We start from the raw sequence: 22,031 nt of genomic DNA on the forward strand, positions 1-22,031 counted from the left end.
CCCGGCCTCGCGATGCATCCGACTCACGCACCGGGGACACGCACGCTGCTTACCCGCACGGTCGCTTCCCGACGACGGTCTCCGGCGCGGCGATTTCGCGAGAAATCGACGCCGCCGCGGCGGGGTGAGCCGTAGGAGTGCCGGGGTGAGCCGTGGGTCAGTGCGCCCAGCGGCGCTCGGCGGTGAACGAGACGGTCATCCACTTCTCGTGCGGCATCGTCTCCAGGATGTCCGAGATCTGCTGTCGGATCCGGTCGAACTCGGTGACCTCGCGCGCCGTGGAGTGGGCCCCCACCACGAAGTCGATCTCCACGTCCAGCTGGTCACCGATCTTGGTGACCCGGGTGAAGACCTCGTCGAAGCGGTACTGCTCGACGATCCCGTTCACGGCCGTTTCGATGTCGCCGCTGAGCGCCGGATCCACCGAGATCGAGAGCACCTCGCGCAGACTGCGGGTGAACAGCCGTACCGGCATTCGCAGGAACAGCACGGAGAACAGGATCACCATTCCCGGGTCGACGTATCCGGCGATATCGGGGTGGCCCGCGCTCTCCAACCCGAGCGCCAGCAGGAACCCCAGCAGCACGCCCACGCTGAGCAGCGTGTCCATCAACCACTGCGCGGCCTCGGCCCGCACCAGCCCGTCCGAGTGGGACCGCAGGTAGCGGGTCATCAGCCCGGCGCCGACCGTGGCGACCAGCGCGTACAGCACGGACGGGATCGTCTCCGGGTGCTTGCCGCCCGCCAGGATGTCGCCGATGGCACCGATCAGTGCGTAGCCGCACAGCGTCGCCAGCGAGACCGCCTTGAGGATCACGGTCAGCGGTTCCCAGGCGTGTCTTCCGAACGGGTACCGCTCGTCGGCGCCGCGTTCGATCGTGCGAACCGCCGCGACCGAGACCAGCGACAGCAGCACGCTCACGAAGGAGTACAACCCGTCGAACACGATCATCGGGGAGCTGACGGCCAGGCCCCACAACAGCGCCAGCACGGCGAAGGCGGCCGCGCCGATCACCGAGATCAGCAGGCTGCGGGTGGCCGTCGCGGAACGGGCTCCACCTGTGTCCGGCGTGTCCGACGTATCCGCCATCATGGCAAGCATGACCCCGGCGTTACACCCGCGCATCCGCCGATCGTCGAACCGGCGACGCCGCGGAGCCCTGCCTCAACCGCGCCGCGGCTGGTGTAGTGGATACCGGGAACCGGGTTGTTCCGGTAGCCACGCGGCGTACTCACTTGGAGCGGTGCCGCAGGCCCAGGTTGCGGTAGCTGCGGCGGTTCTCGCCGTCCCGGTCGCCGCCGCGACGCGGTAGCCGGACCCGTCGCGCCGCGCCCGCGACCCGGCGCCGCAGTGGCGGGCGTAGCCCGAGTCGACGTTGACTGCGCCGCATCGCCCGCCGCTCGCGGGGCGGAAACTCCCAGACCTCGGGGTGATTGGCGAGCCAGCGGTGCCGATAGGCGGCGTAGGGGACGTGTACCAGATATCCCACGAGCACCACGGTCAACGACAGCAGCGGGTAGGTCACGATCCCCGCCGCCAGTACCGCGACCACGACCAGCAGCGGGGCGATCAGCTTCGCCGGTACCTTGACCGTCTTCAGCGAGAGCGTCGGAACCCTGCTGACCGCGAGCGCGGCGATCGCGATCATCCAGACCATGACCACCGGCTGGCTCGACCACCAGCCTTGCCCGCCCACGGCCGCTGTGAGCACGATCGGCAGCAGCGCCAGCAGTCCCGCTGCCGGAGCCGGCACACCGACGAAGAACTCCTTGCTGAACGGTGGCTGGTCACCGTCGTCGAGCAGTGTGTTGAACCGAGCCAGTCGCAGGATCATGCACACCGCGAAGATCAGGGCCACCACCCAGCCCACGCGGTTGCCCGCCAGCTGCCAGGCGTAGAGCGTGAGTGCGGGGGCGACTCCGAAGGACATCGCGTCGGACAGCGAATCCAGCTCCGCGCCCATCCTCGAGGTGGCGTCGAGCAGCCGGGCGATCCGGCCGTCCAGCGCGTCGAGCAGCGCTGCCACCGCCACCGCGGCGATGGCCCCCTCCAGTTGCTGGTTGAGCGCGAACTGCACGGCGGACAGCCCGGCGCACATGGCCAGCACGGTGATCGCGTTCGGCAGGAACCGGACGCCGGGAGGGTTCGCACGTGCCTCGCTCATGCCCGCACACCGTCCCGCTCGGTGGTGAGTTCGGCGAGTACGGTCTCACCGCCGACCGCCCGTTGGCCCGGTTCGACGAGAACCCGGCTGTTCGGCGGCAGGTACAGATCCACCCGGGAGCCGAACCGGATGAGGCCGTACGTGCTGCCCGCGGTGACCGTGCTGCCCTCGCTCACCGAGCACACGATCCGCCGGGCCACCAGCCCGGCTATCTGCACCACGGCCAGTTCCGCCCCGCCGGTTGTGCGCAGCAGCATCGAGTTGCGTTCGTTGTCCTCGCTGGCCTTGTCCATGTCGGCGGAGAGGAACGCACCGGGCCGGTAGGCCAGCCCGGTGATCTCGCCGTCGGCCGGGGCGCGCTGGACGTGCACGTCGAACACCGTCAGGAAAGTGCTCACCCGTAGCATCTCCCGGTCGGGCAGCTCCAGCTCCGCCGGGGGAGTCGCCTTCGTGATTTCCGCGATCGTGCCGTCGGCCGGAGCGACCGCGATGTCCGACCTGGCGGGGGTGACCCTGCGGGGTTCCCGGAAGAACCAGGCACACCAGGCGGTGAGCAGCGCGGCCGGGGCTCCGGCGGGGCGCCAGAGCCGGCGCAGCAGCAGGGTGGCGAGTGCGCCGCCCAGCACGAACGGTCTTCCCGCCGGGTGCATCGGTGGGATGGTGTCGCGGGCCAGTCGTGCCAGCTTGTGTAACGGGCCGTTGTTCGGCGCGGAATCCGCGTTGTTCATCGAGGTGGCTCGCCCCTGCGTCGACGGATAGGGCTGCGACGTGTCGGTTGCGTCGCCGCCGTTACAGCATCGCTGATATCCGGTCGCCGGTTGTGCACAGGGGGTGGGGTAGGTCGCTTACCTGCTGTCTCGTGGTGTGTGCGCGGTCACGTCCCTGCCGCGATCCGTCCCGGGTCGGTATCTCGGAACACGCCGACCCGATCGTGACCGATGCGCGGTACGGAAAACGGGCTCGGACGAAAGTACGCTCCGGGGCGACATCAGCGCCCCCGATGCGCCGATGTCGTCCCGGAGTCACGACCGCTCGGGGTCTCCCCGCTGACTCCGAACGGTCCCCCCGGTGGATCCGTGTGCCCCCCGACGGCACACGCACCCGAAGTCGTCATCTCCAGGAGGTGGAAACCGTGCCGGAAAGCTCCGACACGTCTTTGGATGCAATCCATCGACTGGTTGTGATGCTGATACCAGTGTAATAGAACTCATAGGGAACTGCGTAGCCGCGAACGGAGGACTTTCGTCACAGATTTAATGACTTTGCGTGTATCGTGCCGCTATTGCCTCACTCGAATTGATGATTATTTTCGGCCGTCGCCATGCGCGCTCCCATGAGTTCCCCCAACCCCGAGTAAGGGGCTCCGCGCGCTCCCGAATCCGGGATACTGCGAATTCGGATTCTGGTCATCCCCTCGTCGTCCGGTGACTCCGATTCACCGGAGTCCGTGGCGCGCGACGAAACCTCCGAAACCGCGTACTCGTCCAGGTAGAGGTCCAGCGTCAGTTCCCAGTCCGCACCGTCCTCGTGGAGCTCGGCCGTGGCCACGTCCCGGCTGTCCAACCACTGCGCGCCCTCCAGCTCGCGCAGCCGGTGCGCCGGGGTGGCCGCCAGCCGGTCCAACCGTTCGTGCTCGGAGCGGCGTACCGGAGTCAGCGCTCCGGCGAGCAACCGGTACATCCAACGGGTCCGATCGGGCAGCAGCAGCAATCCGCGATCGGTGACCAGCAGGTCGTAGGACTCCCCGGCGTAGCGAACCGGGCTCACGATCCCCGAGAGCTTCGGTTCGGGCTCCTCGGCCGCGGGCTGCGCGTGGTCCAGCGGCACCCCGAGATGCACCAGGTGGCGGTGCAACCCGGGTACGAGCCGTGGATCGAGCACGGCGGGTCGTACCAGCTTGTCGGGATCCAGTGCACGGCCGTCGGTGAGCTGGACAGTGGAGGGGCCGCCCCAGTCCAGCTGGTGATGAGCACGTTCGGACCTGACCAGCGCGTCCACCACCGCGGCACCGAGCAGCTCGGTCATGGTGTCCACGACGGCTTCGTCCACCAGTTCCGGGGCGAGCCCGGGGTTGAGCGCGGGGTTGATCAGATCCGCCGTCTCCCCTCGGTGAATGGCGGTGAGCACCCCCACCAGGGTCGGCTCCGTCGACACCCCGCTCTGCTCGACGGCCGAGCTCAGCTCCCCCGCCTTGACCGCGACGTCGTGCATACCGGCCAGCCTGGCCAGTTCGGGCCAGGGAGTACGTTCTCCGAGGTCGCCCACCAGCAGTCGGTCCTCGATCGCCGGAACATCACGGCGGGGTTCACGTATCAGTGCGAGCGCGGGACGATCGTCGGTCTCGTCGGGCTCGTGACCGGCCCGTTTCAACACGTCGAGCCGTTGCGCGACCGTGGGGCTCGCCGCATCCGCGGATTTCTCGGCGGCGATGCTCTCCTTGGCCCGTTCGGCGAGTCCGTGCTTGCGTTCCGGGTGTTCCAGGAACGCCCGGAAACCGGGCAGTATCTCCGGTGTCCGCCCCACCCGGGTGGCCATGCTCAGGTACTCGGCGCTGTAGTCCTCCCAACCGAGTTCCAGGCCCACCCGCTTGCGTAGCGCCGCCATCGTGGTGCGCTTGCCCGCCAGACTTACGGCCACGGCATCCCCGCGCATCACTCGTCCACGGGCCAGTGGTGCCGTGATCCGCCTGCAGAGCACTACGTATCCGCTGAACAGCCACTTGGTGGGACCACCCACCATGTCGCGTTCCGCCTCGATCACGGCGTTGCGGATCCGGACGGCCAGTGCGTCCAACCCACCGCCCTCCCCCTTGCCGATCTCGTCGGCCAGCACCGCGGACAGTTCGGTCACGGTGAGACCCGCCAACAACGGCAGGCCGAGCTCCAGGTGCGACTCGCTGCGCAGCAAGCCCAACAACCGGGTCCGTTCCCGCATCCGCAGCGTCGGTTCGCACGTCACGCGCAGTTCGTCCGGGCTGTCCGCCTCGGCGGTCTCGGCGACCTTCCGCAGTCTGCGCCACAGCTGTGGCTGTGCGTCACCGTCCACCACCACACCGAGCGGGGGGCGGTGTCCCGCACGCAGTACGCCCCGGAGAACCATCGCTACCGAGGCCCCGACCAGCAGAGCCGCGAATCCGGCCTGCAACCCGTCGCCGAGGTCGTGACGAATCGTGTAGGCCGTGATACTCACCAGGCCGAGGACCAGTGCTGCCGGTACGACCAAGAATCCGATGTGCAGCGCCACCGCCAGGGCAGCGCGCCATGGGCCACGCACAGTGACAACTCCCGACTGATATTGGTCCGCGAATGCCCGGTCAGGCTAGTCACCTGATATGCCTCGGCGGTAGGGAGCCCGATGCACCGCCGGATCGTTCCAGTTCACAGGGGTTTCCCCTTGTTTTCGGTCCGACACCACCACTACGCGTCGTGCCCGTGACCGGGTCGGCCCGGTTTGCGTGGCGGTGCGGGTGGCGGAACCTCTGGCACGGCTCTCGCTGCGGGTCCGGCGACATCGGGTAGCGACCTACACAACGTCTCCGGCGTCCTCGCGAGAGCCGCACCGGAGAACCCGCGGCGGCGCCGACTGCGAGGGTGGTCGGAGTGCGGCCTGCGCCGAAGCGGCCCGGCGATTTCGCGAGAAATCGATACCGACAACACCTCCACCAAAGTCATTCCAGAGGTGTTGCACCGCCCCTTTGAAACCAAGCGCGAAATCGCCGCGCCGCCCGTCGAGACGCGACCATGAGAAGCGCAGCGCGGGTGTCCCCGGTGCGTGAGTCGGATGCATTGCGAGGCCGGGCCGCTCGCCGCGTAGGTCGCTACTCAAGAGCCGGCCCAACGCGGCAAGGCGCCGACTCACGTGCCGGCTACCCAACCACGTACGCGAGCGCTGCCGTCAGTTCTCACTCAGTAGCCAGATGTCGACGGTACTTCCGGCCGCCACTTCGGTGCTCTCCTCCGGCAACTCCAGCAGGCAGTCGGCCGCGGCCATCCCGGACAGCAGGTGGGAGCCCGCCCCGCCACTCGTCGTCACGGCGTCGGCTTCCGGATCGAAGCTTCCCCTGCGGTACTGCCGTTTCCCGCTCGGTGAGCGCAGCGTCTCGGTGAGTGTCACCCGGCGATGCGGACGCCGCGTCTCGCGGTGCCCGCCGGCGCGGCGCAGCGCGGGACGGACGAACACCTCGAAGGACACGATCGAACTGACCGGATTCCCCGGCAGCGTGACCACCGGTACGCGGTACCCGGCCGCCTCGTAGTGTCCCGAGCCCTGCGGCATTCCCGGCTGAATGGCTACCTTGTCGAACCGCACTCCGGAACCCGCCAGCGCGTCCTTGACCACCTCGTATGCTCCGGCACTCACCCCGCCGGAGGTCAGGATCAGATCGGTCTCGGCCAAGTGGGGGGCCAGCGCGGCGTGCAGCTCCGAAACCTCGTCGGGAACGAACCGCAGCAGTCTCGCCTCGCCGCCGCACTGGCGTACCGCTGCGGCGAGCATGGTTCCGTTCGACTCGTAGATCTGGCCCGGCAGCAACTCCGTGCCCGGCTCGACCAGTTCGGAACCGGTGGAAAGCACCAGCACCCTCGGGGGGCGGCGAATCGGCAGCTCGGCGTTGCCCACGGCCGCGGCCAGCCCCAGCTGGGCCGCTCCCAGCGTCTGTCCCCGTTCGAGGACGACCTGGCCCACGGTTACGTCTTCGCCCGCGCGACGGAGGTTGCTTCCCTCGGGCACCGCGCGGTGTACGGTGACGCGTTCCGTGCCGCCGTCGGTGAGTTCCACCGGTACAGCGGCTTCCGCGCCGGGGGGAAGCCGCGCTCCGGTCATGATCCGGTGTGCGGTGCCCGGTTCCAGCGGCGGAATTTCCACCCGTCCGGCAGGGATGTCCGCGGTCACCGGCAGCGTCACGGGGTGCCGCGAATCCGCCCCGGCCACGTCCGCGGCGCGTACGGCGTAGCCGTCCATCGCCGAGTTGTCGAACGGCGGCAGCGGGATCGGTGCCGTCACGTCCTCGGCGAGCGCCAGCCCCAGGCACTCGTCGAGGGGACAGTGTCGCTCCCGGGTGGCGGCGAGCAGGTTCGAGATCCGCTCGCGGTACTCGTCCACCGGCAGCAGGGTTGAAGTGTCAGTCGTGTGGCCCACGCCCCGATCATCGGACATCGCACGCCCGATGTCGCCCCCGGCTCGTCGTCACCGGCACGCCGAGGTCGGTTTCGACCGGGGTTTCCGGTCGACCGTTGCAGAGGTGTGCTCGTCGTGGCGTCCGTCCGGGGGAGCGGTGCGCATGGCAGACTTCGGCGGGGTGATCGTGCTCGGCGAAGTGTCGTGCCGCGGCTGGGGAGGTGATCGTGCAGGTTCGTTCCCGTCATCAGCCCTCGTTCGGCGTGGCCCGTCTCGTGCTCGGCGCGGGAGAAGTGGCGCGTGCCGGATGCGAGGCGATGGCCACCAGCTACGGGGTGACGAGTACCCGTGCCGCGCGCCGAGGGGGTTTCAGGGCGCTGGTGGGTGACTCGATCCCCGAGTCCGCCTACTCGGCCGGGCCGCAGGGTGGGTGGGTCGATGTGGCACCCAGCTTTCCCGGCGACGTGCACACCATAGAGCTGGACGGCAACAACGACTGGTGCATCGCGCGGGAATCCTGGTTGGCAGCGGCGGGAACGGTGCGACTGGACACCCGATGGCAGGGTTTCCAACCCCTGTTCGGCGGACGTCCCGGGTTTCTCGCGCACGCCACCGGACAGGGACAGCTGGTGTTGGCCTGCTGCGGTGCGCTGGACGTGCACGACCTGCGGGCCGGTGAGTTCGTGACGATCGACACCGGACATCTGGTGGCCTATGTGGACACCGTGCAGTCCCGCCTGCGGCAATTCGAACCCGGCCGCGCACAATCCCTGCGGACCGGGGCGGGGCTGGTTTTCGATTTCGCCGGTCCGGGGCGGGTGGTGACCCAGACCCGCAATCCGCGCAGATTGTCCTCCTGGCTGCACTCGGTGAGCGGGCACTGATTCCGGAAACACGTTCGTGGTCGATCTTTCAGGGGAAGTCACGGTGGTGCGTGGTCCCGCACCGGCGAACTCCTCGGATTCCCGCCGGGAATTCCCGTGTCGAACGCCGTGATCCGGTGGTTCCCGACGGGACGTTCCTCGGGAGAGATCACCTGAATCGGTCCGATCGAGATCGCGACTTCCACCGCTTCATGCGGTAGCGTAGCGCTTGCTACATCGGCGCCCCAGGCGTCGCGCATCATATTTCAAGGAGGACACCGTGGCGGTCGGCACGGTCAAGTGGTTCAACTCCGAAAAAGGCTACGGATTCATCGCCACCGACAACGGGTCGGATGTCTTCGTGCATTACACGGCGATCGAGATGGACGGATTCCGCACCCTCGACGAGGGGGATCGCGTCGAGTACGAGGTGAAGCCCGGACGGGACGGGCGGAGTCAGGCGGACGGTGTCCACAAGATCTAACCGGACTGTGTGGTCTCTTCTGTCGTAAGTGGTTCTGTGGCGGAACCTCCCGCACGGCTCTCGCTCCGGGAGGCCCGATCTCGGGTAGCGACCTACACAACGTCGGGCCTTCCTCGCGAGAGCCGCACCGGAGAACCCGCGGCGGCGCCGAATGCGAGGGTGGCCGGAGCGCTGCCTGCGGGCGTGGTGGGAGCTCGGCCTTCGTCGGCGACAGCGGGGCGGCGATTTCGCGAGAAATCGACGCCGCCCCGACGGCGAGCCGCCGCACCCGTTCGAGAGCGGGCGGTGGCCGCGGGAACTGCTCCACTCGGATGGTGTGACGGCCGCACCGGCGGACGTTGATGCGTCCGGAACGTTAGGCTGATCGGCGTGTCGGAAGACCTCACCGGGCGCCGTCTCGGCCACTACAAGATCGATGGAGTTCTCGGTCGCGGTGGCATGAGTGTCATGTACCGCGCCACCGATGTCCGCCTGGGGCGCAAGGTCGCCCTGAAGGTGATGGGTGAGCACATCACCGGGGACGGTGAGTTCCGTGAACGTTTCGTGGACGAGGCGCGCAACACCTCGGCCATCGACCACGCCAACATCGTTCCGCTCTACGACTTCGGTGAAGTCGACGGGATGCTCTACATCGCGATGCGGCTGGTCGAAGGGTCGGACCTCGCCAGCCTCATCTCGGAAGGGCCGATAGCCCCGAACCGCGCGGTCGAACTGCTGGGGCAGGTGGCCGAGGCGCTCGACACCCTGCACGAACAGGGTCTGGTGCACCTCGATCTCAAACCGGCCAACGTGCTGGTCACCTCCAGGGAGGCGTCGCACGAGCACGTCTACCTGGCCGACTTCGGGCTCACCAGGCGCGGCGCCACCGGGCATCGGACGAGCACCGGTGATTTCCTCGGCTCGCCCACCTACGCGGCGCCGGAGCATCTGCGCGGCGAGTCCGTCGACGGCAGGACCGACCTCTACGCGCTGGCGTGCATGCTGTTCGCCTGTCTGACCGGCGGTGCTCCCTACAAGGGCGAGGTGCAGGAGATCATCCAGGGGCATCTCCAGCTGGATCCTCCCCGGGTCACTTCCCGCGTGGCGCTGCCTCCCGCGATCGACGACGTGCTGCGCCGGGGGATGGGCAAGACGCCCGAGCAACGCTACGGCAACTGCAAGGAGCTCGTCGCCGCGACCAGGAACGCGTTGAGCCCGTTGGGGAAGCAGGGCGACCAACCGCCGCGTCCCGCTTTTCCGGAGGCGGCGCCCTCGGCCTCGCAACCACCACCTTCCGGCCCGCACCCCATGTCCTCCGGACCGGTTCCACCTCCGCCCCACTCGCAGCCCCCTCCGCAGTCGCAGCCCCAGTCGACGGTGCCGCCCGGTACGCCTCCCGGCGGAATGCCGCCTCCCGGGCCTGCTTCCGGCGCCGCGGGCGGCCCGGGGGCACCCGTCGGTCCGGGGACGGCACCTGGTGGAACGCCGCCCGTCGGTGGTGCCAGGCAGCCGATGCCTCCCGGAACCCCGCAGCAGGGGCCGGGTGAACCGGTGCGGTTGCGCCCGCCGATGCCCGCGCAGTCGGCCTCCTTCGCCAAGAAGTCGGACAGCACCGCCCGCTGGCTGGTTCCGGTGCTGGCGATATCGGTGTTCACCGTGATCGTGGTGATTTTAATCATCGCGTTCGGCTAGTACTCGCCGGTCGTCGCTGCTCGCGGCGGCTGCGCTTCGTCGGGAACCGGCCTCGCGGCCCCGGGAGCACCGGGTGCTTCCCGGCTCCCCGGCGCGGCCCGCGCCGGACATTTTCCCGAAAGCGTTCCACCCACTGGCTTGCACTCGTTGCCGGTGAGTGCTAAACACGATACTGGCACTCAGTAGGGGTGAGTGCCAGGTCGGGACGGTGAGGCCGTAACCGCGCATTCACGTGGTGACCGGTCGTCCGTCGCGGGCACCGAGCCTGGCCGAGCACGAGTCCTGCCGTGGAATCCGCTGATCCCACGGCGTCCAAAAAGCTGGAGGACCACACCGCAATGGCCAAGATGATCGCGTTCGACGAGGACGCCCGCCGCGGTCTTGAGCGCGGCATGAATTCCCTCGCCGACGCCGTCAAGGTGACGCTCGGCCCCAAGGGCCGCAACGTCGTGCTCGAAAAGAAGTGGGGCGCGCCGACCATCACCAACGACGGCGTCTCCATCGCCAAGGAGATCGAGCTCGAGGACCCCTGGGAGAAGATCGGGGCCGAGCTGGTCAAGGAGGTCGCCAAGAAGACCGACGACGTCGCCGGTGACGGCACCACCACCGCCACCGTCCTGGCCCAGGCGCTGGTGCGCGAGGGCCTGCGCAACGTCGCGGCTGGTGCCAGCCCCACCGCTCTGAAGCGGGGCATCGAGAAGGCTACCGAGGCCGTCGCCGAGCAGCTGCTCAAGAACGCCACGGAGATCGAGACCAAGGAGCAGATCGCCGCGACCGCCGCGATCTCGGCAGGCGACTCCCAGATCGGCGAGCTCATCGCGGAGGCGATGGACAAGGTCGGCAAGGAAGGCGTCATCACCGTCGAGGAGAGCAACACCTTCGGGCTCGAGCTGGAGCTCACCGAGGGCATGCGCTTCGACAAGGGCTACGTCTCGCCCTACTTCGTGACCGACCAGGAGCGGATGGAGGCGTCGCTGGACGACCCCTACATCCTGCTGCTGAGCTCGAAGATCTCCAACATCAAGGATCTTCTCCCGCTGTTGGAGAAGGTCATGCAGTCCAACAAGCCGCTGCTGATCATCGCCGAGGACATCGAGGGTGAGGCGCTGCCGACCCTGATCGTCAACAACATGCGCGGCACCTTCAAGTCCGTGGCCGTGAAGGCACCGGGCTTCGGCGACCGCCGCAAGGCGATGCTGCAGGACATGGCCATCCTGACCGGTGGCCAGGTCATCAGCGAGGAGGTCGGCCTCAAGCTGGACAGTGCCGACCTGTCCATGCTGGGTCGCGCCCGCAAGGTCGTGGTCAGCAAGGACGAGACCACCATCATCGACGGTGTCGGTGACGACGAGCAGATCTCCGGCAGGGTCAACGAGATCCGTGCCGAGATCGAGCGCTCGGACTCCGACTACGACCGCGAGAAGCTGCAGGAGCGGCTGGCCAAGCTGGCCGGCGGTGTCGCCGTCATCAAGGCCGGTGCCGCCACGGAGGTCGAGCTCAAGGAGCGCAAGCACCGCATCGAGGACGCGGTGCGCAACGCCAAGGCCGCCGTGGAGGAGGGCGTTCTCGCCGGCGGTGGCGTGGCGCTGCTGCAGGCCGCCGTTTCCGCCTTCGACAACCTCAAGCTGGAGGGCGACGAGGCCACCGGTGCCAACAGCGTCCGTACCGCTGTCGAGGGCCCGCTCAAGCAGATCGCGGTCAACTCCGGTCTCGAGGGCGGCGTCGTGGTCGAGAAGGTCAAGGGGCTCTCCCCCGGACACGGCCTCAACGCGGCCACCGGCGAGTACGAGGACCTGATCCAGGCAGGCGTCATCGACCCGGCCAAGGTGACTCGTTCCGCCGTGCAGAACGCTTCCTCGATCGCCGGTCTGTTCCTGACGACCGAGGCCGTTGTCGCCGACAAGCCGGAGAAGAACGGCGGCGGCGATGCCGGCGGCGGTGACCCGACCGGCGGCATGGGCGGCATGGGTGGCATGGGCGGCATGATGTGACGTCCGGTTAGGACGTTCTCGCCGCTGTCGCCGTCGTCGGCGGCGACAGCCACCGGCACCATCCGAGCATGTGCCTTACGGAGGGCCGTTCCCGAAGGGGAGCGGCCCTCCGTTGTGTCCGGCGGGGAATCGCCGCCCCGTTCAGCTGATCCGGGTGCGCTGCTGGTCCGGCCGCTCGGAGAGGGGCGAGCCGCGTCAGACGGGCCGGCTTGACGTTGACAGCTCGATCGAGTGAGTAGCTCTCACACTTCCGGAGGAGTAACGGTGCGCCGCACGTCCCCCGAAACGGGCCACCGGTTAGAACCCGGCCAGGGCATCATGATTCACTCTGTGCTGCCGCTCCACGGTTTCCGACGAGGGTGGCCGCAGTGTTCCTTCCCCGAATCAGAGGAGGCGCCGTGAACCGCTTCCGGCGAACTTCCCGCCGTTCGGCGGTACTGGCGTCGTTGGCGTGCGTGCTCGCTCTCCTGCTGGCGGGCTGCACCGGCGATCAGCCTCCCGATTCGGGCGAGACCGACCGCTCCGGGACGGGCACGGCCGCTCAGTCACCCGGTGGCGGCGAACTTCCCGAGGTGGTGCCGCGGCCGACCAGCATAATTCCCAACGGTGGGGACGTGCGCGTGTCGGGCAAGGTCGCCCTGGTCACCGATCCCACTGTGGAGCCGTGGACCCGCAGCCTGGCGGTGCGGGTGCTGCGCGCAATCGGTGCCGAGGAGGTCGTCGTGCGGGAGCCCGGTAGCTCCATCGATGACTCCGACCTGCGGGTTCGGCTGGGAAGCCGTTGGTCGCCCACGGTACGCAAGACCTTTCAGGACACCGAGCTGGACTTCCCGGACGGGGACGAGAAGCTGGCATCCGAGAGCTACGCGATATCGGTGCGCGACGGTCAGAGCCCGGCCATCGCGCTCGGCGGCATAGACCCCGCGGGCGCCTACTACGCCGTGCAGACGCTGCGGCAGCTCGCCACACCCGGGCGGGTCGCGGGGGTCGCTGTTCTCGACGAGCCGGAGATGTCCACTCGTGGAGTGATCGAAGGCTTCTACGGCAGTCCGTGGACCCATGCCGAGCGGATGGACCAACTCGCGTTCTACGGTTCCGTCAAGCTGAACAGCTACGTCTACGCACCGAAGGACGACCCGTATCACCGCGACCGCTGGCGCGATCCCTATCCGACCGACCGCTTGCGGCGGTTGCGTGATCTGCAGCAGCAGGCCACGCAGCACCACGTCAAATTCACGTTCGCGCTCTCGCCCGGCAAGTCGATCTGCTTCTCCGATCCGGACGACTGGCGTGCGCTGACGGACAAACTCCAGTCGTTGTACGACATCGGTATCCGCAGCTTCTCGGTACCGTTCGACGACATCGACTACGCCGAGTGGAACTGCGAGTCGGACCGCGCCGAGTACGGTGCGCCCTCCGCACGTGCGGCGGGGGTGGCGCAGGCACGGCTGCTCAATCGGTTGCAGCGTGAGTTCCTCGACGCTCACGTCGGGACGATGCCGCTGCAGACGGTGCCGACCGAGTACTCCGACACCGACAACTCACCGTACAAAACCGCGATTCGACAGCGGTTGGATCCCGCGGTCGAGGTGATGTGGACCGGTGAGGGAGTGATTCCGGAAGACATCACCGTCGACGACGCGGCCTCGGCCGAGCAGGTGTGGGGCAGGAAACCGCTGCTCTGGGACAACTATCCGGTCAACGACTACGACGCCACCGAGGGACTGATGATGCTCGGCCCCTACGCCGAACGGCAACCGGGGCTGGGACTGCGACTCTCCGGGCTGGTGATCAACCCGATGAACCAGGCCGCCGCGAGCAAGGTGGTCGAGATCTCGGCGGCGGACTTCGCGTGGAACAGCACCGACTTCGACGAGCGACGGGCCTGGCACGAGGCCGCCGAGTACCTGGCCGGTGATCGTTTCCGGGGTGACGAACAGCGCTTTTCCCCGGACAGCGGGACGGTCAACGCCTTGATGGTCTTCTTCGACCTCAACCACACCGCTGTGCTGCCGGACGGTGAGCCGTGGCTGGAGCCCGCACCGGAGCTGCGGCGTCGCCTGGAGCGGTTCCGCGAGGCGTGGAACGACGATGCCTCGAACCGGCAGGGGGCGGTTTCCGAGCTGCGTGGTTACGCGCGCTCGATCGCCGAGGCCCCCGAGAAGATCCGGAAGGGAACCCCGGAGGATTTCGTCTCCGATGTGCGGCCCTGGTTGCGGGCCACTGATCTGTGGGGCGATGCCCTGCTGGCCGCACTGGACGGACTGTCCGCGCGGGCGTCGGGGGATTCGGCGACCGCTTCCGAGGAATTCCGCCGGGCCGCGGAGCTGGCCGCCCGCGCGGGTTCGGTGCGTACCGTCACGGGCGAGACACTGCCGCAGGGGCGGGTGCGCCTCGCGGACGGTGTGCTCGACGACTTCGTCCGCCAAGCCCCCGACATGCGGTGAGCTTCCGAACGGGGCGTGGTTCGGTTCCGGAGTCTCACGCCTCCGGGACTATCAGCCAGCAGGCCAGATAGATCAGCAGTCCGGTGCCGAATCCCACCAGCGTGGCGGCGACCAGCAGGATACGCACGATCGTGGCGTCGATGCCGAACAGTTCCGCAGCGCCGCCGCAGACCCCCGCGATCATTCGTTCGTCGCGGCTGCGGCGGAAGCGGTGCTCGCGGTGCTGCCCCGTCGAGGCCCGCTCTCCCGTGCCGGTTGGCGGTTGTCCGAGTTGTTCCTGGTTCGTCATGACTCCAGTGAACCCGTCCGAGCGGCGTGACGACTCCGGGAAGTGCCCTGACCCGTCCCGTAGTCCCGAGGGAGCTACCCCGAGAGACACCCCGGTGATTTCGCGAGAAATTGACACCGGGGTGGCGAGTCGTGTCGGCCGCGGGCACACCCGGCCCGGCTCCGCCGCGCCCCTAAGCCACCGGGGGGCGAAATATGTCCAGCAGATCGGTCTCCCGCTCCTGCCAGCGGTCGTAGAGCACGTCGCTGCCGTAACGCGCCACCAGCTGGCTCTCTCCCCGGGAGATCGGCAGCAGGGTGATCAGGCGCAGCACGGCCTCGCCCGAACTGTCGCGGACCACGTCGAAGTCCTCGCCCAGGTAGGGGTGCGGGGCCGCCAGGGCTCCGCTGATCGAGGTGTCCGGCAGTAGTGCGCGATCGTTCATGATGAGCGCTCCCGGACCCACGCGGCTGTTCGACTCCTCGAGCAGCTCCGCGACGACACCGGTGAGGTGCCGCGCGTACAGCTCCTGTCCGTTGTGCAGGGTGCAGACCAGCTCGTGCGGCAGCGGGGCGCCGGCGGTACGCGAACGCAGCCCGCTGGTCAGCACCGAGACGTGCCCGCCGTGCGGCGGATCGCAGTACACCAGGTGGTATCCCCGCTCCCGAGAGCCCGCCTCCGGGCTGTCCGCTCCGCGGATCCTGCCGAGGTAGTGCTCGACATGCGCGGGGAATTCACTGAACCGGCTCAAGATCCACCTCGGCTGTAGTTCGTTCCGCCACGTCAAGTATGCCCCCCGCTGGTCCGTGGCGGTTCCTCCTTCGCGATTCCGCTCGCGGATCACGACCTCCGCTCGGCATATCGTGCTCGCCCGGACGGTGTTTCACCGGCGAGTACGTGTTCCGGGAAGTGGGCACGCACCGGAATCGCATGGGCACCGAAAGTCCTAGAATCAGTGGGATGAACTCTCCGGAGAACGTTTCGGCGGCGCTGCGCGGTACCGGCTACCTGCCCGACGAGGGCATAGCCACTGCCGCCTTTCTCGCGGGCAGGATGCACCGGCCGCTGTTGTGCGAGGGCGAACCGGGTACCGGTAAGACGGCGCTGGCCCACGCGCTCTCGGCCGCTCACGGGGTCGAGCTGATCCGATTGCAGTGTCACGAGGGGATCGACGCTTCCCAGGCACTGTACGAATGGGACTTTCCCAGGCAGCTGTTGCACCTGCGCACGCTGGAGGCAGCCGCCGATGGCGGCCTCGACGCGGAGGCGGCCGAGGCGTCGCTTTACACCTCGCGGTTCCTGCTGGCCCGTCCGCTGTTGCGAGCACTGCGCGAGACCCCCTGCGTGCTGCTGGTGGACGAGATAGATCGTGCCGACGACGAGTTCGAGGCGTTCCTGCTGGAGATCCTTTCGGACTACACGGTGACCATCCCCGAGTTCGGTGTGGTGGCCGCGGCGGAGCCGCCGCTGGTGGTGTTGACCTCCAACCGCACCCGCGAGATCCACGACGCCCTGAAGCGGCGCTGCCTCTACCACTGGTTGGAGCACCCCGATCCGGATCGCGAGGTGAGCATTCTGCGCAGCAGGGTCCCCGAACTGGACCGGCGACTGGCCGAACAGGTGGCCGGTGCGGTGCGCCGGATGCGTTCGCTCGAACTGCTCAAGCCGCCGGGCGTGGCGGAGTCCATCGACTGGGCGAGTGCGCTGCTCGCGCTCGGCAGGACCGAGCTGGACACCGAGACGGCCGCCCGGACACTCGGCGCGGTGCTGAAGTACCGCGAGGACGCCCAACGCGTGCACGCCGCGGGCGGGCTGCTCGACTTCGACCACTGAGCCCTGAGCACGGGATTTCCGGTTGGTTCCAGCTCCGCCCGCCCTGTCGTGATCGCATGCGTTCGTCGTGAGGGTGCGTGCCCCGATCCGCGCGGATCGGGCGCGCGGTCCGGGAGAACACCGGGCGCGTGTTCCGCCTGGTCACCGTAGTGTTCCGGTCACACCACGTGGGAGATCCTCGCGGTCATCGCGAGGCCCGGCGATCCCGGTTCACGCGATGGTGCCCGCTCAGGCCCCGCGCTGCTTCGAGGAATCGGTGAACCCGCCCAGGCCGAATTCGGGCATGTTTCGATAGATTGTGTGCATCTCGTCCGGATGGGTGACATAGGCCTCGTGGAAGATTCCGACGCTGCTGTCTCCTCCCACCCTGCGGTTGAACCTCCGCCATGCCGGCAGGTGTTCCTGGTCGGTACTACGGGCGTAGGCCAGCAAATGATCCATATCCCTCCAGTACTCGACCAGCAGGGTCGTCCGTCCGAACCAGACGTGATAGCCCAACATCCCCAGTTCCGGATGCTTCTGGAGTTCGAACAGCATGGGGCGCATCGCCAGAAAGCTCGGCAGCCATCGGTGAAACTTCCACCACTTGTTGACGCGTATCCCGATCAGGAAGACGACGGTTCCGTCGGGTGCCTCGGCGGCGTACCGCCCACTCCTCGGGGAGTTGCGTCCCATCATCACCCCAACGTTCGACCCGCTTGAGCGTTTCCCGCAAGCGAGACGCGACGCTTGCGCCTGGTGCCCACAGGTTCGGAGCGATCAACCAGGTTCAGTGTCGGTTGTGGCCGCATCTTTCGGGCCAGCTGCCTCACCGAAAATCCCGACACTGCCTGAGTTCTCGAAGTCACCGAACAGCGAACACAGCTCACTATACGGTTTGATCAACGACAAGCACCACTCTTGTACGCAACCATGTTGTCATCGCACGATCGACACCCCGCCGAACAGCCTTCCGGGGGCACGGCGTCCCGTTCCGCCTCCAACGGGAGGGCCGACTCGTGAACCGGGCTCCCCCCCCCCGCGGCAACGGGCAGCCCGGCGGTTTCGTGGGCGATCGAGCCGGGTGTAGGCAGCGCCGGGCGCGTGTGTGTATACTGTCCCTTGGTCGTCGTATTTCTGGGTCCGTGTTTGTGCACGCTCGCAGGATGTTGATGCGGGCGAGCTGCTGTCTTTGGTTGTAGCTGGAGTAGTTGCCGTCTGAGATCTTCCGGCCCGGGTGTTCGCGAGGTGCGTTCACCCGTCATACCAGCTTCCGTAAGGAGACAGACATGGCACAGGGAACCGTGAAGTGGTTCAACTCGGAAAAGGGCTTCGGCTTCATCGCCCCCGACGAGGGCGGGCCGGACATCTTCGTGCACTACTCGGCGATTGACGCCTCGGGCTTCCGTACCCTGGAGGAGAACCAGCAGGTGGACTACGAGGCCAGCCAGGGCAGCAAGGGCCCGCAGGCCGACGTGGTTCGCGTGCTCTGAGTCTTTCGCAGAGCTTTTTCCGGTGGCTCCTCATCCGCTCGGATGGGGAGCCATCGGCTTTTCGGGTGATCGACTGCACCCGCCACCTCTCGCAGACCACCCGGCCGTTCGGTACTTCGTCCGAGTGGTTCCAAGGAGCACTATCAGTATTACGAAACCCTCGCGTCACGCTCGGCCCCAGAGCCACGGCAAGACGGGCAACCATCCGGTGCCGTCGTCCCGCGGACGCGTCCCCATTCCCGAGACCGTCAGCACGGTCCAGTTCATCGAACCGGCGCACACCCGGGAGCTGCCCGAGCAGTACTCCCCGGTCGCCGATCACAGCGACGCCGCCATGCGCGGACTACGCACTCCGTTCGACACCGATCCCTTCCGGGAACCCTGAACGGCACGATGCGTCCCCGGGTTGGTGGGGCGAATTCCGGGGCGGACGCCCATTACCGCAGAGGTATCCCGGGTGGAGTCGCACCGTCCGCGTGACGGAGGCAATGGCCGGTGCTCGACCCGGCGATTTCTCGCGAAATCGACGCCGTCCCGCTGCCCTGCCGCATCCCGTCGACCCACTACGCCCGTCGCGTGGGAGGGCTGTCACTCACAGCCGGGGTGGTCGCGCAGGTCGAACATCCGCAGGCAGAACGGGTCGGGAGCCCGCTCGTGCGGGCTCCACGCGTCGGGCACGCCGCGATCCAGGCGATTCATGAGGCCGCGTGCGGAGTCGGAGCCGTGCGCGACGTCGACATCGACACCGAGCGTTCCGGTCTCGGTGGGGGAGTCGAGGTAGAGCCTCGCCCACCGCGTCTCGTCGTCGAGCAGCCACGCGAACCCGGCGAGCCGGGTCGTACCGTCGAGCGGCAGCGGTGCCGGGCCTCGGAACGCGGCGGTGAGGAGGGTGCAGCGCAGCGCGTCCTGGAACATGTCCAGTGGAGGGTCGTCGAGGAACTCGCGGCTGTCGCGCACGGCCATTCCGTGCAGTTCCCCCACGGTGTCGAGTCGGTCGAACCTACCCCTGTCATGCCTGCGCAGCGATTCCGAGCGCCGCAGCACCAGCAGCACGTCCTCGAAACCGCGCGGACGACCGTCCGATAGCGACAGTGGTATCCGCAGTGCGTACTGCTCGATCAGCTGGTTCCACGGCGCCAGCCCCACCCAGAGCGCGTCCGGCTCGGGGCGCACGACCGCTCGAACAGTGGCGCCGGAGCCCGGCGAGATCCCCATGGCGAGAGCGGCGAGGTCGCGGACCAGCGCCGCGTATGCGTGGTCGGCTTCCGAGTCGGTGGGATTCGTGTCCGTCGTCGAAGGCGTCATCGGCTCTTCTGCACGCTCAACCAGAGCGTCAGGAAACAGAAGCCGAACACCAGGAACGGGCCTATGACGGTCGCGTAATTTCGCGGAGTGAGAATGTGCAGAATTACCATCGCGATCGCCATTCCGAAAAAGAGGAAAGCCGCTGCACTGGACCAGATCCTGGTTGACTTCTCGGAATTTCCCGTCGGGTCGGCCACGGTGGGTCAGTGTAGCAGCGAGATCGTTGTGGAACACCGCGTGCCGTGCCGGAGGTGAATTGATTCGGTCCTCGGCAGCGGTACGCGGCGACCATCGCTTTTCCGGAGACCGGCACAACGAATTCATAACGCGGTGGAAACCGCGACGGTGCCGGTCGGCGATCCCGGCGAGACCGCCGTGTTTCGGGTGTGTTCTTCGGTCCGGCTATTCCGCTGTGGTCCCTTCCGGATCGAGCACGGTTTTCCAGGACGTCTCCTGCGGTTCGGTCATTCCCCCGATCACGAACTCGCCGTCCTCGTTGAAGATCGGTCCTCCCGCCTGGGCGGTAGCCGCGGCCTGCGCGAGCGTGGCGTGCGCCTGGGCATAGGCCACGTAGGTGCGTTCCTTCTCCTGGTCGTGCTGCTCCGGTGCTTCGGTCAGCAGGCGTTGCGCGGTCTTGAAGTGTTCGGGCCCAGTCATACCGGCAACCCTGCCAGACCGGGATCCGGTCTCACACGGGAGTGTAAAACGCGCTCCGGAAGCCCCTGGGACTTCGTCGTCGACGAGCTGCCGCTGCCCGGGCGGGCTCGGCGATGCCGGACGGCGCACTACCGGACGGCGCACTACCGGACGGGCAGTACGGCAGCGAGCGTCGGGTTCCGCCGAGCGAGCCCACCCGACGGTCGAGTGCGGCGGAACGTCGGTCAGTACAGTTCCCGTATTTCGACGGCCCGGGCCATCGCCGCCAGTCCGGCGTCGTTCGGATGCACGTGGTCACCCGTGTCGTAGCGAGGTGCCAACCTGCTCGGATGCCCCGGATCCCGCACCACGGCGTCGAAGTCCACCACGGCATCGAACGCTCCGGATTCGCGGATCCACTCGTTGACGGCCCGCCGGTCGGACTCGCCCGCGGCGTTGTAGCGCGGTGCGCCCTCGAAGGGTGTGATCGTCCCGCCCACGACGCGGATACCGGCCTCGTGCGCCCGGGCGATCAGTTGTTCGTAGACACCGATGAGCTCGCGCGACTCCACGGCCCCGGCGCTGTGGTGGATGTCGTTGATGCCCTCCAGCAGCACCACGGTTCGCACCCCGGTCTGGGACAGGATGTCGCGTTCGAACCGTGCGATCGCCGGTTCACCGCCGAGACCGGCGTCGGTCAGCAACCGGTTCGCGCTCAACCCCGCGTTGAGCACCCCGAGTTCGCGCGGTTCCGGTCGTTTCAGCAGCCGATCCGCGACCACGTCCGGGTAGCGGTGGTTGGCATCGAGCGTCGACCTCACGCCGTCGGTGATCGAGTCGCCGAAGAACACCACCGAACCGGCCGAATCGGTGCGGACGTCGACGCCGTCCAGGAAGTAGCGTGCCGTGCCGATGGACTCGTAGTTCTCCCCCGAGCCGCTCGTGGCGTCGCCCGGCGCGAGGAAGGTGGTCGACCTGCCCTCGTAGTGCACCGAGGCCCGCCCGGTGGATTCGGGAAGGTGCACGCTGACGACGAGATCGCTGTTGTCGGCCACGTCCAGTTCGACCGGGTCCGAGACCCACTCCGCACCCACCGGAACCGTGGTCGAGGACCGGCCGTCGAACGTCACCGGCACCGCGGTGGTGGGGTCGATGTTCGGGGTTCCCCGTCCGCCCCGGCGCGGGCTCACAGTCACCGCTCCCACGGACAGCGGTTTCGTGCCGTGGACGTTCGTCAGGCGCAGCCGGAACCGGTCACCGCCCACCGACAGGTGCACGACCTGGCGCAGCGTCTGATCGTGGAATCGCTGGGTATCCGGGCGGCTGTCCGGCGGAGTCACGGCCGCTGCCCAGGAGCCCACCCAATCCGAGCCGCCCGCGTGCGGCTGATGCCGGTGGTCGGACGCCGAGGAGGGCGTGACCAGCAGCAGGGTGGTGGCCGCTACCGCGAGGAGATACCAGAATCCCCTGCGGGGCGTCGTTCTTCCGGAACCGGTGTTGTGCGACACGACCGACCTCGGCAGCTTCGTCGTGGGGTTTGAATCGTTTCAATCGAAACCTATTCCCCCGCTGTCCGACCGGCAATACTCCGGGTGGCGGTAGCGGGGCCCGCACGTGACGCCAGTGCCCGGGCGACCTCCCGCGCGAAGCGCGGCCGGGCCTCGCGCGGGGGTGCGTCAGCGCTTGAGAAACAGTCACGCTCGAGAGCCGGTTCTCCCGCTCGCGCGAGGCGGGGCGCCGCGCTGTACCGCACGAACCCCGCGATCGACACGAGCGCGAGC

20 protein-coding genes are annotated in these 22,031 nt (G+C 68.0%); 8 read left to right on the forward strand and 12 right to left on the reverse strand.

What is annotated here, in order from left to right; genetic code table 11:
• Positions 1-157: 157 nt before the first annotated feature.
• The 5 genes from BM394_RS04105 to moeA form a co-directional block, all read right to left on the reverse strand.
• Positions 158-1,090 carry a cation diffusion facilitator family transporter gene (locus BM394_RS04105; protein WP_207227532.1) on the reverse strand — a complete coding sequence of 311 codons (933 nt, stop codon included), beginning with the start codon at positions 1,088-1,090 and terminating at the stop codon, positions 158-160.
• Positions 1,091-1,232: 142 nt separating this feature from the next.
• Positions 1,233-2,165 (reverse strand): CDP-diacylglycerol--serine O-phosphatidyltransferase, encoded by a 933-nt coding sequence (gene pssA, locus BM394_RS04110; protein ID WP_092974074.1) that lies wholly within the window; start codon positions 2,163-2,165, stop codon positions 1,233-1,235.
• Complete coding sequence (locus BM394_RS04115; protein WP_092974077.1) at positions 2,162-2,893, reverse strand: phosphatidylserine decarboxylase; 732 nt, start codon at positions 2,891-2,893, stop codon at positions 2,162-2,164. The genes pssA and BM394_RS04115 overlap by 4 nt, the downstream gene beginning before the upstream one ends.
• A gap of 559 nt (positions 2,894-3,452) precedes the next feature.
• Positions 3,453-5,438 carry a M48 family metallopeptidase gene (locus BM394_RS04120; protein ID WP_092974080.1) on the reverse strand — a complete coding sequence of 662 codons (1,986 nt, stop codon included), beginning with the start codon at positions 5,436-5,438 and terminating at the stop codon, positions 3,453-3,455.
• 621 nt (positions 5,439-6,059) lie between these two features.
• Positions 6,060-7,319 (reverse strand): molybdopterin molybdotransferase MoeA, encoded by a 1,260-nt coding sequence (gene moeA, locus BM394_RS04125; RefSeq protein WP_092974083.1) that lies wholly within the window; start codon positions 7,317-7,319, stop codon positions 6,060-6,062.
• A gap of 188 nt (positions 7,320-7,507) precedes the next feature.
• Here moeA and BM394_RS04130 point away from each other — a divergent pair, with 188 nt between their 5' ends.
• The 5 genes from BM394_RS04130 to BM394_RS04150 all read left to right on the forward strand — a co-directional run bounded on the left by BM394_RS04130 (position 7,508) and on the right by BM394_RS04150 (position 14,736).
• Positions 7,508-8,164 (forward strand): AIM24 family protein, encoded by a 657-nt coding sequence (locus tag BM394_RS04130; protein ID WP_092974992.1) that lies wholly within the window; start codon positions 7,508-7,510, stop codon positions 8,162-8,164.
• Positions 8,165-8,423: 259 nt separating this feature from the next.
• Positions 8,424-8,627, forward strand: a complete 204-nt coding sequence (locus tag BM394_RS04135) for a cold-shock protein (protein WP_092628981.1) — start codon at positions 8,424-8,426, stop codon at positions 8,625-8,627.
• A 369-nt stretch (positions 8,628-8,996) separates the two neighbouring features.
• Entirely contained in the window at positions 8,997-10,298 is a 1,302-nt protein-coding gene (locus tag BM394_RS04140; protein ID WP_092974086.1) for a serine/threonine protein kinase, read from the forward strand.
• A 338-nt stretch (positions 10,299-10,636) separates the two neighbouring features.
• On the forward strand, positions 10,637-12,289 hold the full coding sequence (gene groL, locus BM394_RS04145) for a chaperonin GroEL (RefSeq protein WP_092974995.1): 1,653 nt from the start codon (positions 10,637-10,639) through the stop codon (positions 12,287-12,289).
• Positions 12,290-12,687: 398 nt separating this feature from the next.
• Complete coding sequence (locus BM394_RS04150) at positions 12,688-14,736, forward strand: glycoside hydrolase family 84 protein (protein ID WP_175529954.1); 2,049 nt, start codon at positions 12,688-12,690, stop codon at positions 14,734-14,736.
• Between the two features lie 34 nt (positions 14,737-14,770).
• On the opposite strand, the gene BM394_RS04155 is transcribed toward BM394_RS04150, so the two are convergent.
• Positions 14,771-15,025: a PspC domain-containing protein gene (locus BM394_RS04155; protein WP_092974089.1), complete on the reverse strand. Its 255-nt coding sequence runs from the start codon at positions 15,023-15,025 to the stop codon at positions 14,771-14,773.
• A 172-nt stretch (positions 15,026-15,197) separates the two neighbouring features.
• Positions 15,198-15,755, reverse strand: coding sequence for a suppressor of fused domain protein (locus BM394_RS04160; protein WP_092927795.1), 558 nt, complete (start codon positions 15,753-15,755; stop codon positions 15,198-15,200).
• 209 nt (positions 15,756-15,964) lie between these two features.
• On the opposite strand from BM394_RS04160, the gene BM394_RS04165 reads away from it, so the two are divergent.
• Positions 15,965-16,837, forward strand: coding sequence for an AAA family ATPase (locus tag BM394_RS04165; protein ID WP_217643345.1), 873 nt, complete (start codon positions 15,965-15,967; stop codon positions 16,835-16,837).
• Between the two features lie 228 nt (positions 16,838-17,065).
• On the opposite strand, the gene BM394_RS04170 is transcribed toward BM394_RS04165, so the two are convergent.
• On the reverse strand, positions 17,066-17,515 hold the full coding sequence (locus BM394_RS04170) for a DUF4188 domain-containing protein (protein WP_092974095.1): 450 nt from the start codon (positions 17,513-17,515) through the stop codon (positions 17,066-17,068).
• Between the two features lie 590 nt (positions 17,516-18,105).
• On the opposite strand from BM394_RS04170, the gene BM394_RS04175 reads away from it, so the two are divergent.
• Together BM394_RS04175 and BM394_RS22680 are read left to right on the forward strand one after the other, a co-directional pair.
• Positions 18,106-18,309, forward strand: a complete 204-nt coding sequence (locus tag BM394_RS04175) for a cold-shock protein (protein ID WP_092974098.1) — start codon at positions 18,106-18,108, stop codon at positions 18,307-18,309.
• A 208-nt stretch (positions 18,310-18,517) separates the two neighbouring features.
• Positions 18,518-18,694 carry a hypothetical protein gene (locus BM394_RS22680; protein WP_165400754.1) on the forward strand — a complete coding sequence of 59 codons (177 nt, stop codon included), beginning with the start codon at positions 18,518-18,520 and terminating at the stop codon, positions 18,692-18,694.
• Positions 18,695-18,897: 203 nt separating this feature from the next.
• On the opposite strand, the gene BM394_RS04180 is transcribed toward BM394_RS22680, so the two are convergent.
• The 4 genes from BM394_RS04180 to BM394_RS04195 form a co-directional block, all read right to left on the reverse strand.
• On the reverse strand, positions 18,898-19,614 hold the full coding sequence (locus BM394_RS04180; RefSeq protein ID WP_092974101.1) for a hypothetical protein: 717 nt from the start codon (positions 19,612-19,614) through the stop codon (positions 18,898-18,900).
• Positions 19,611-19,811 (reverse strand): hypothetical protein, encoded by a 201-nt coding sequence (locus BM394_RS04185; RefSeq protein ID WP_092974104.1) that lies wholly within the window; start codon positions 19,809-19,811, stop codon positions 19,611-19,613. The genes BM394_RS04180 and BM394_RS04185 overlap by 4 nt, the downstream gene beginning before the upstream one ends.
• A gap of 205 nt (positions 19,812-20,016) precedes the next feature.
• Positions 20,017-20,271 carry a hypothetical protein gene (locus tag BM394_RS04190; RefSeq protein ID WP_092927674.1) on the reverse strand — a complete coding sequence of 85 codons (255 nt, stop codon included), beginning with the start codon at positions 20,269-20,271 and terminating at the stop codon, positions 20,017-20,019.
• Positions 20,272-20,495: 224 nt separating this feature from the next.
• Positions 20,496-21,758, reverse strand: coding sequence for an SGNH/GDSL hydrolase family protein (locus BM394_RS04195; protein ID WP_092974107.1), 1,263 nt, complete (start codon positions 21,756-21,758; stop codon positions 20,496-20,498).
• Positions 21,759-22,031 lie beyond the last annotated feature (273 nt).

It is taken from the genome of Actinopolyspora lacussalsi subsp. righensis (assembly GCF_900116555.1).
Lineage (GTDB): Bacteria > Actinomycetota > Actinomycetes > Mycobacteriales > Pseudonocardiaceae > Actinopolyspora > Actinopolyspora lacussalsi.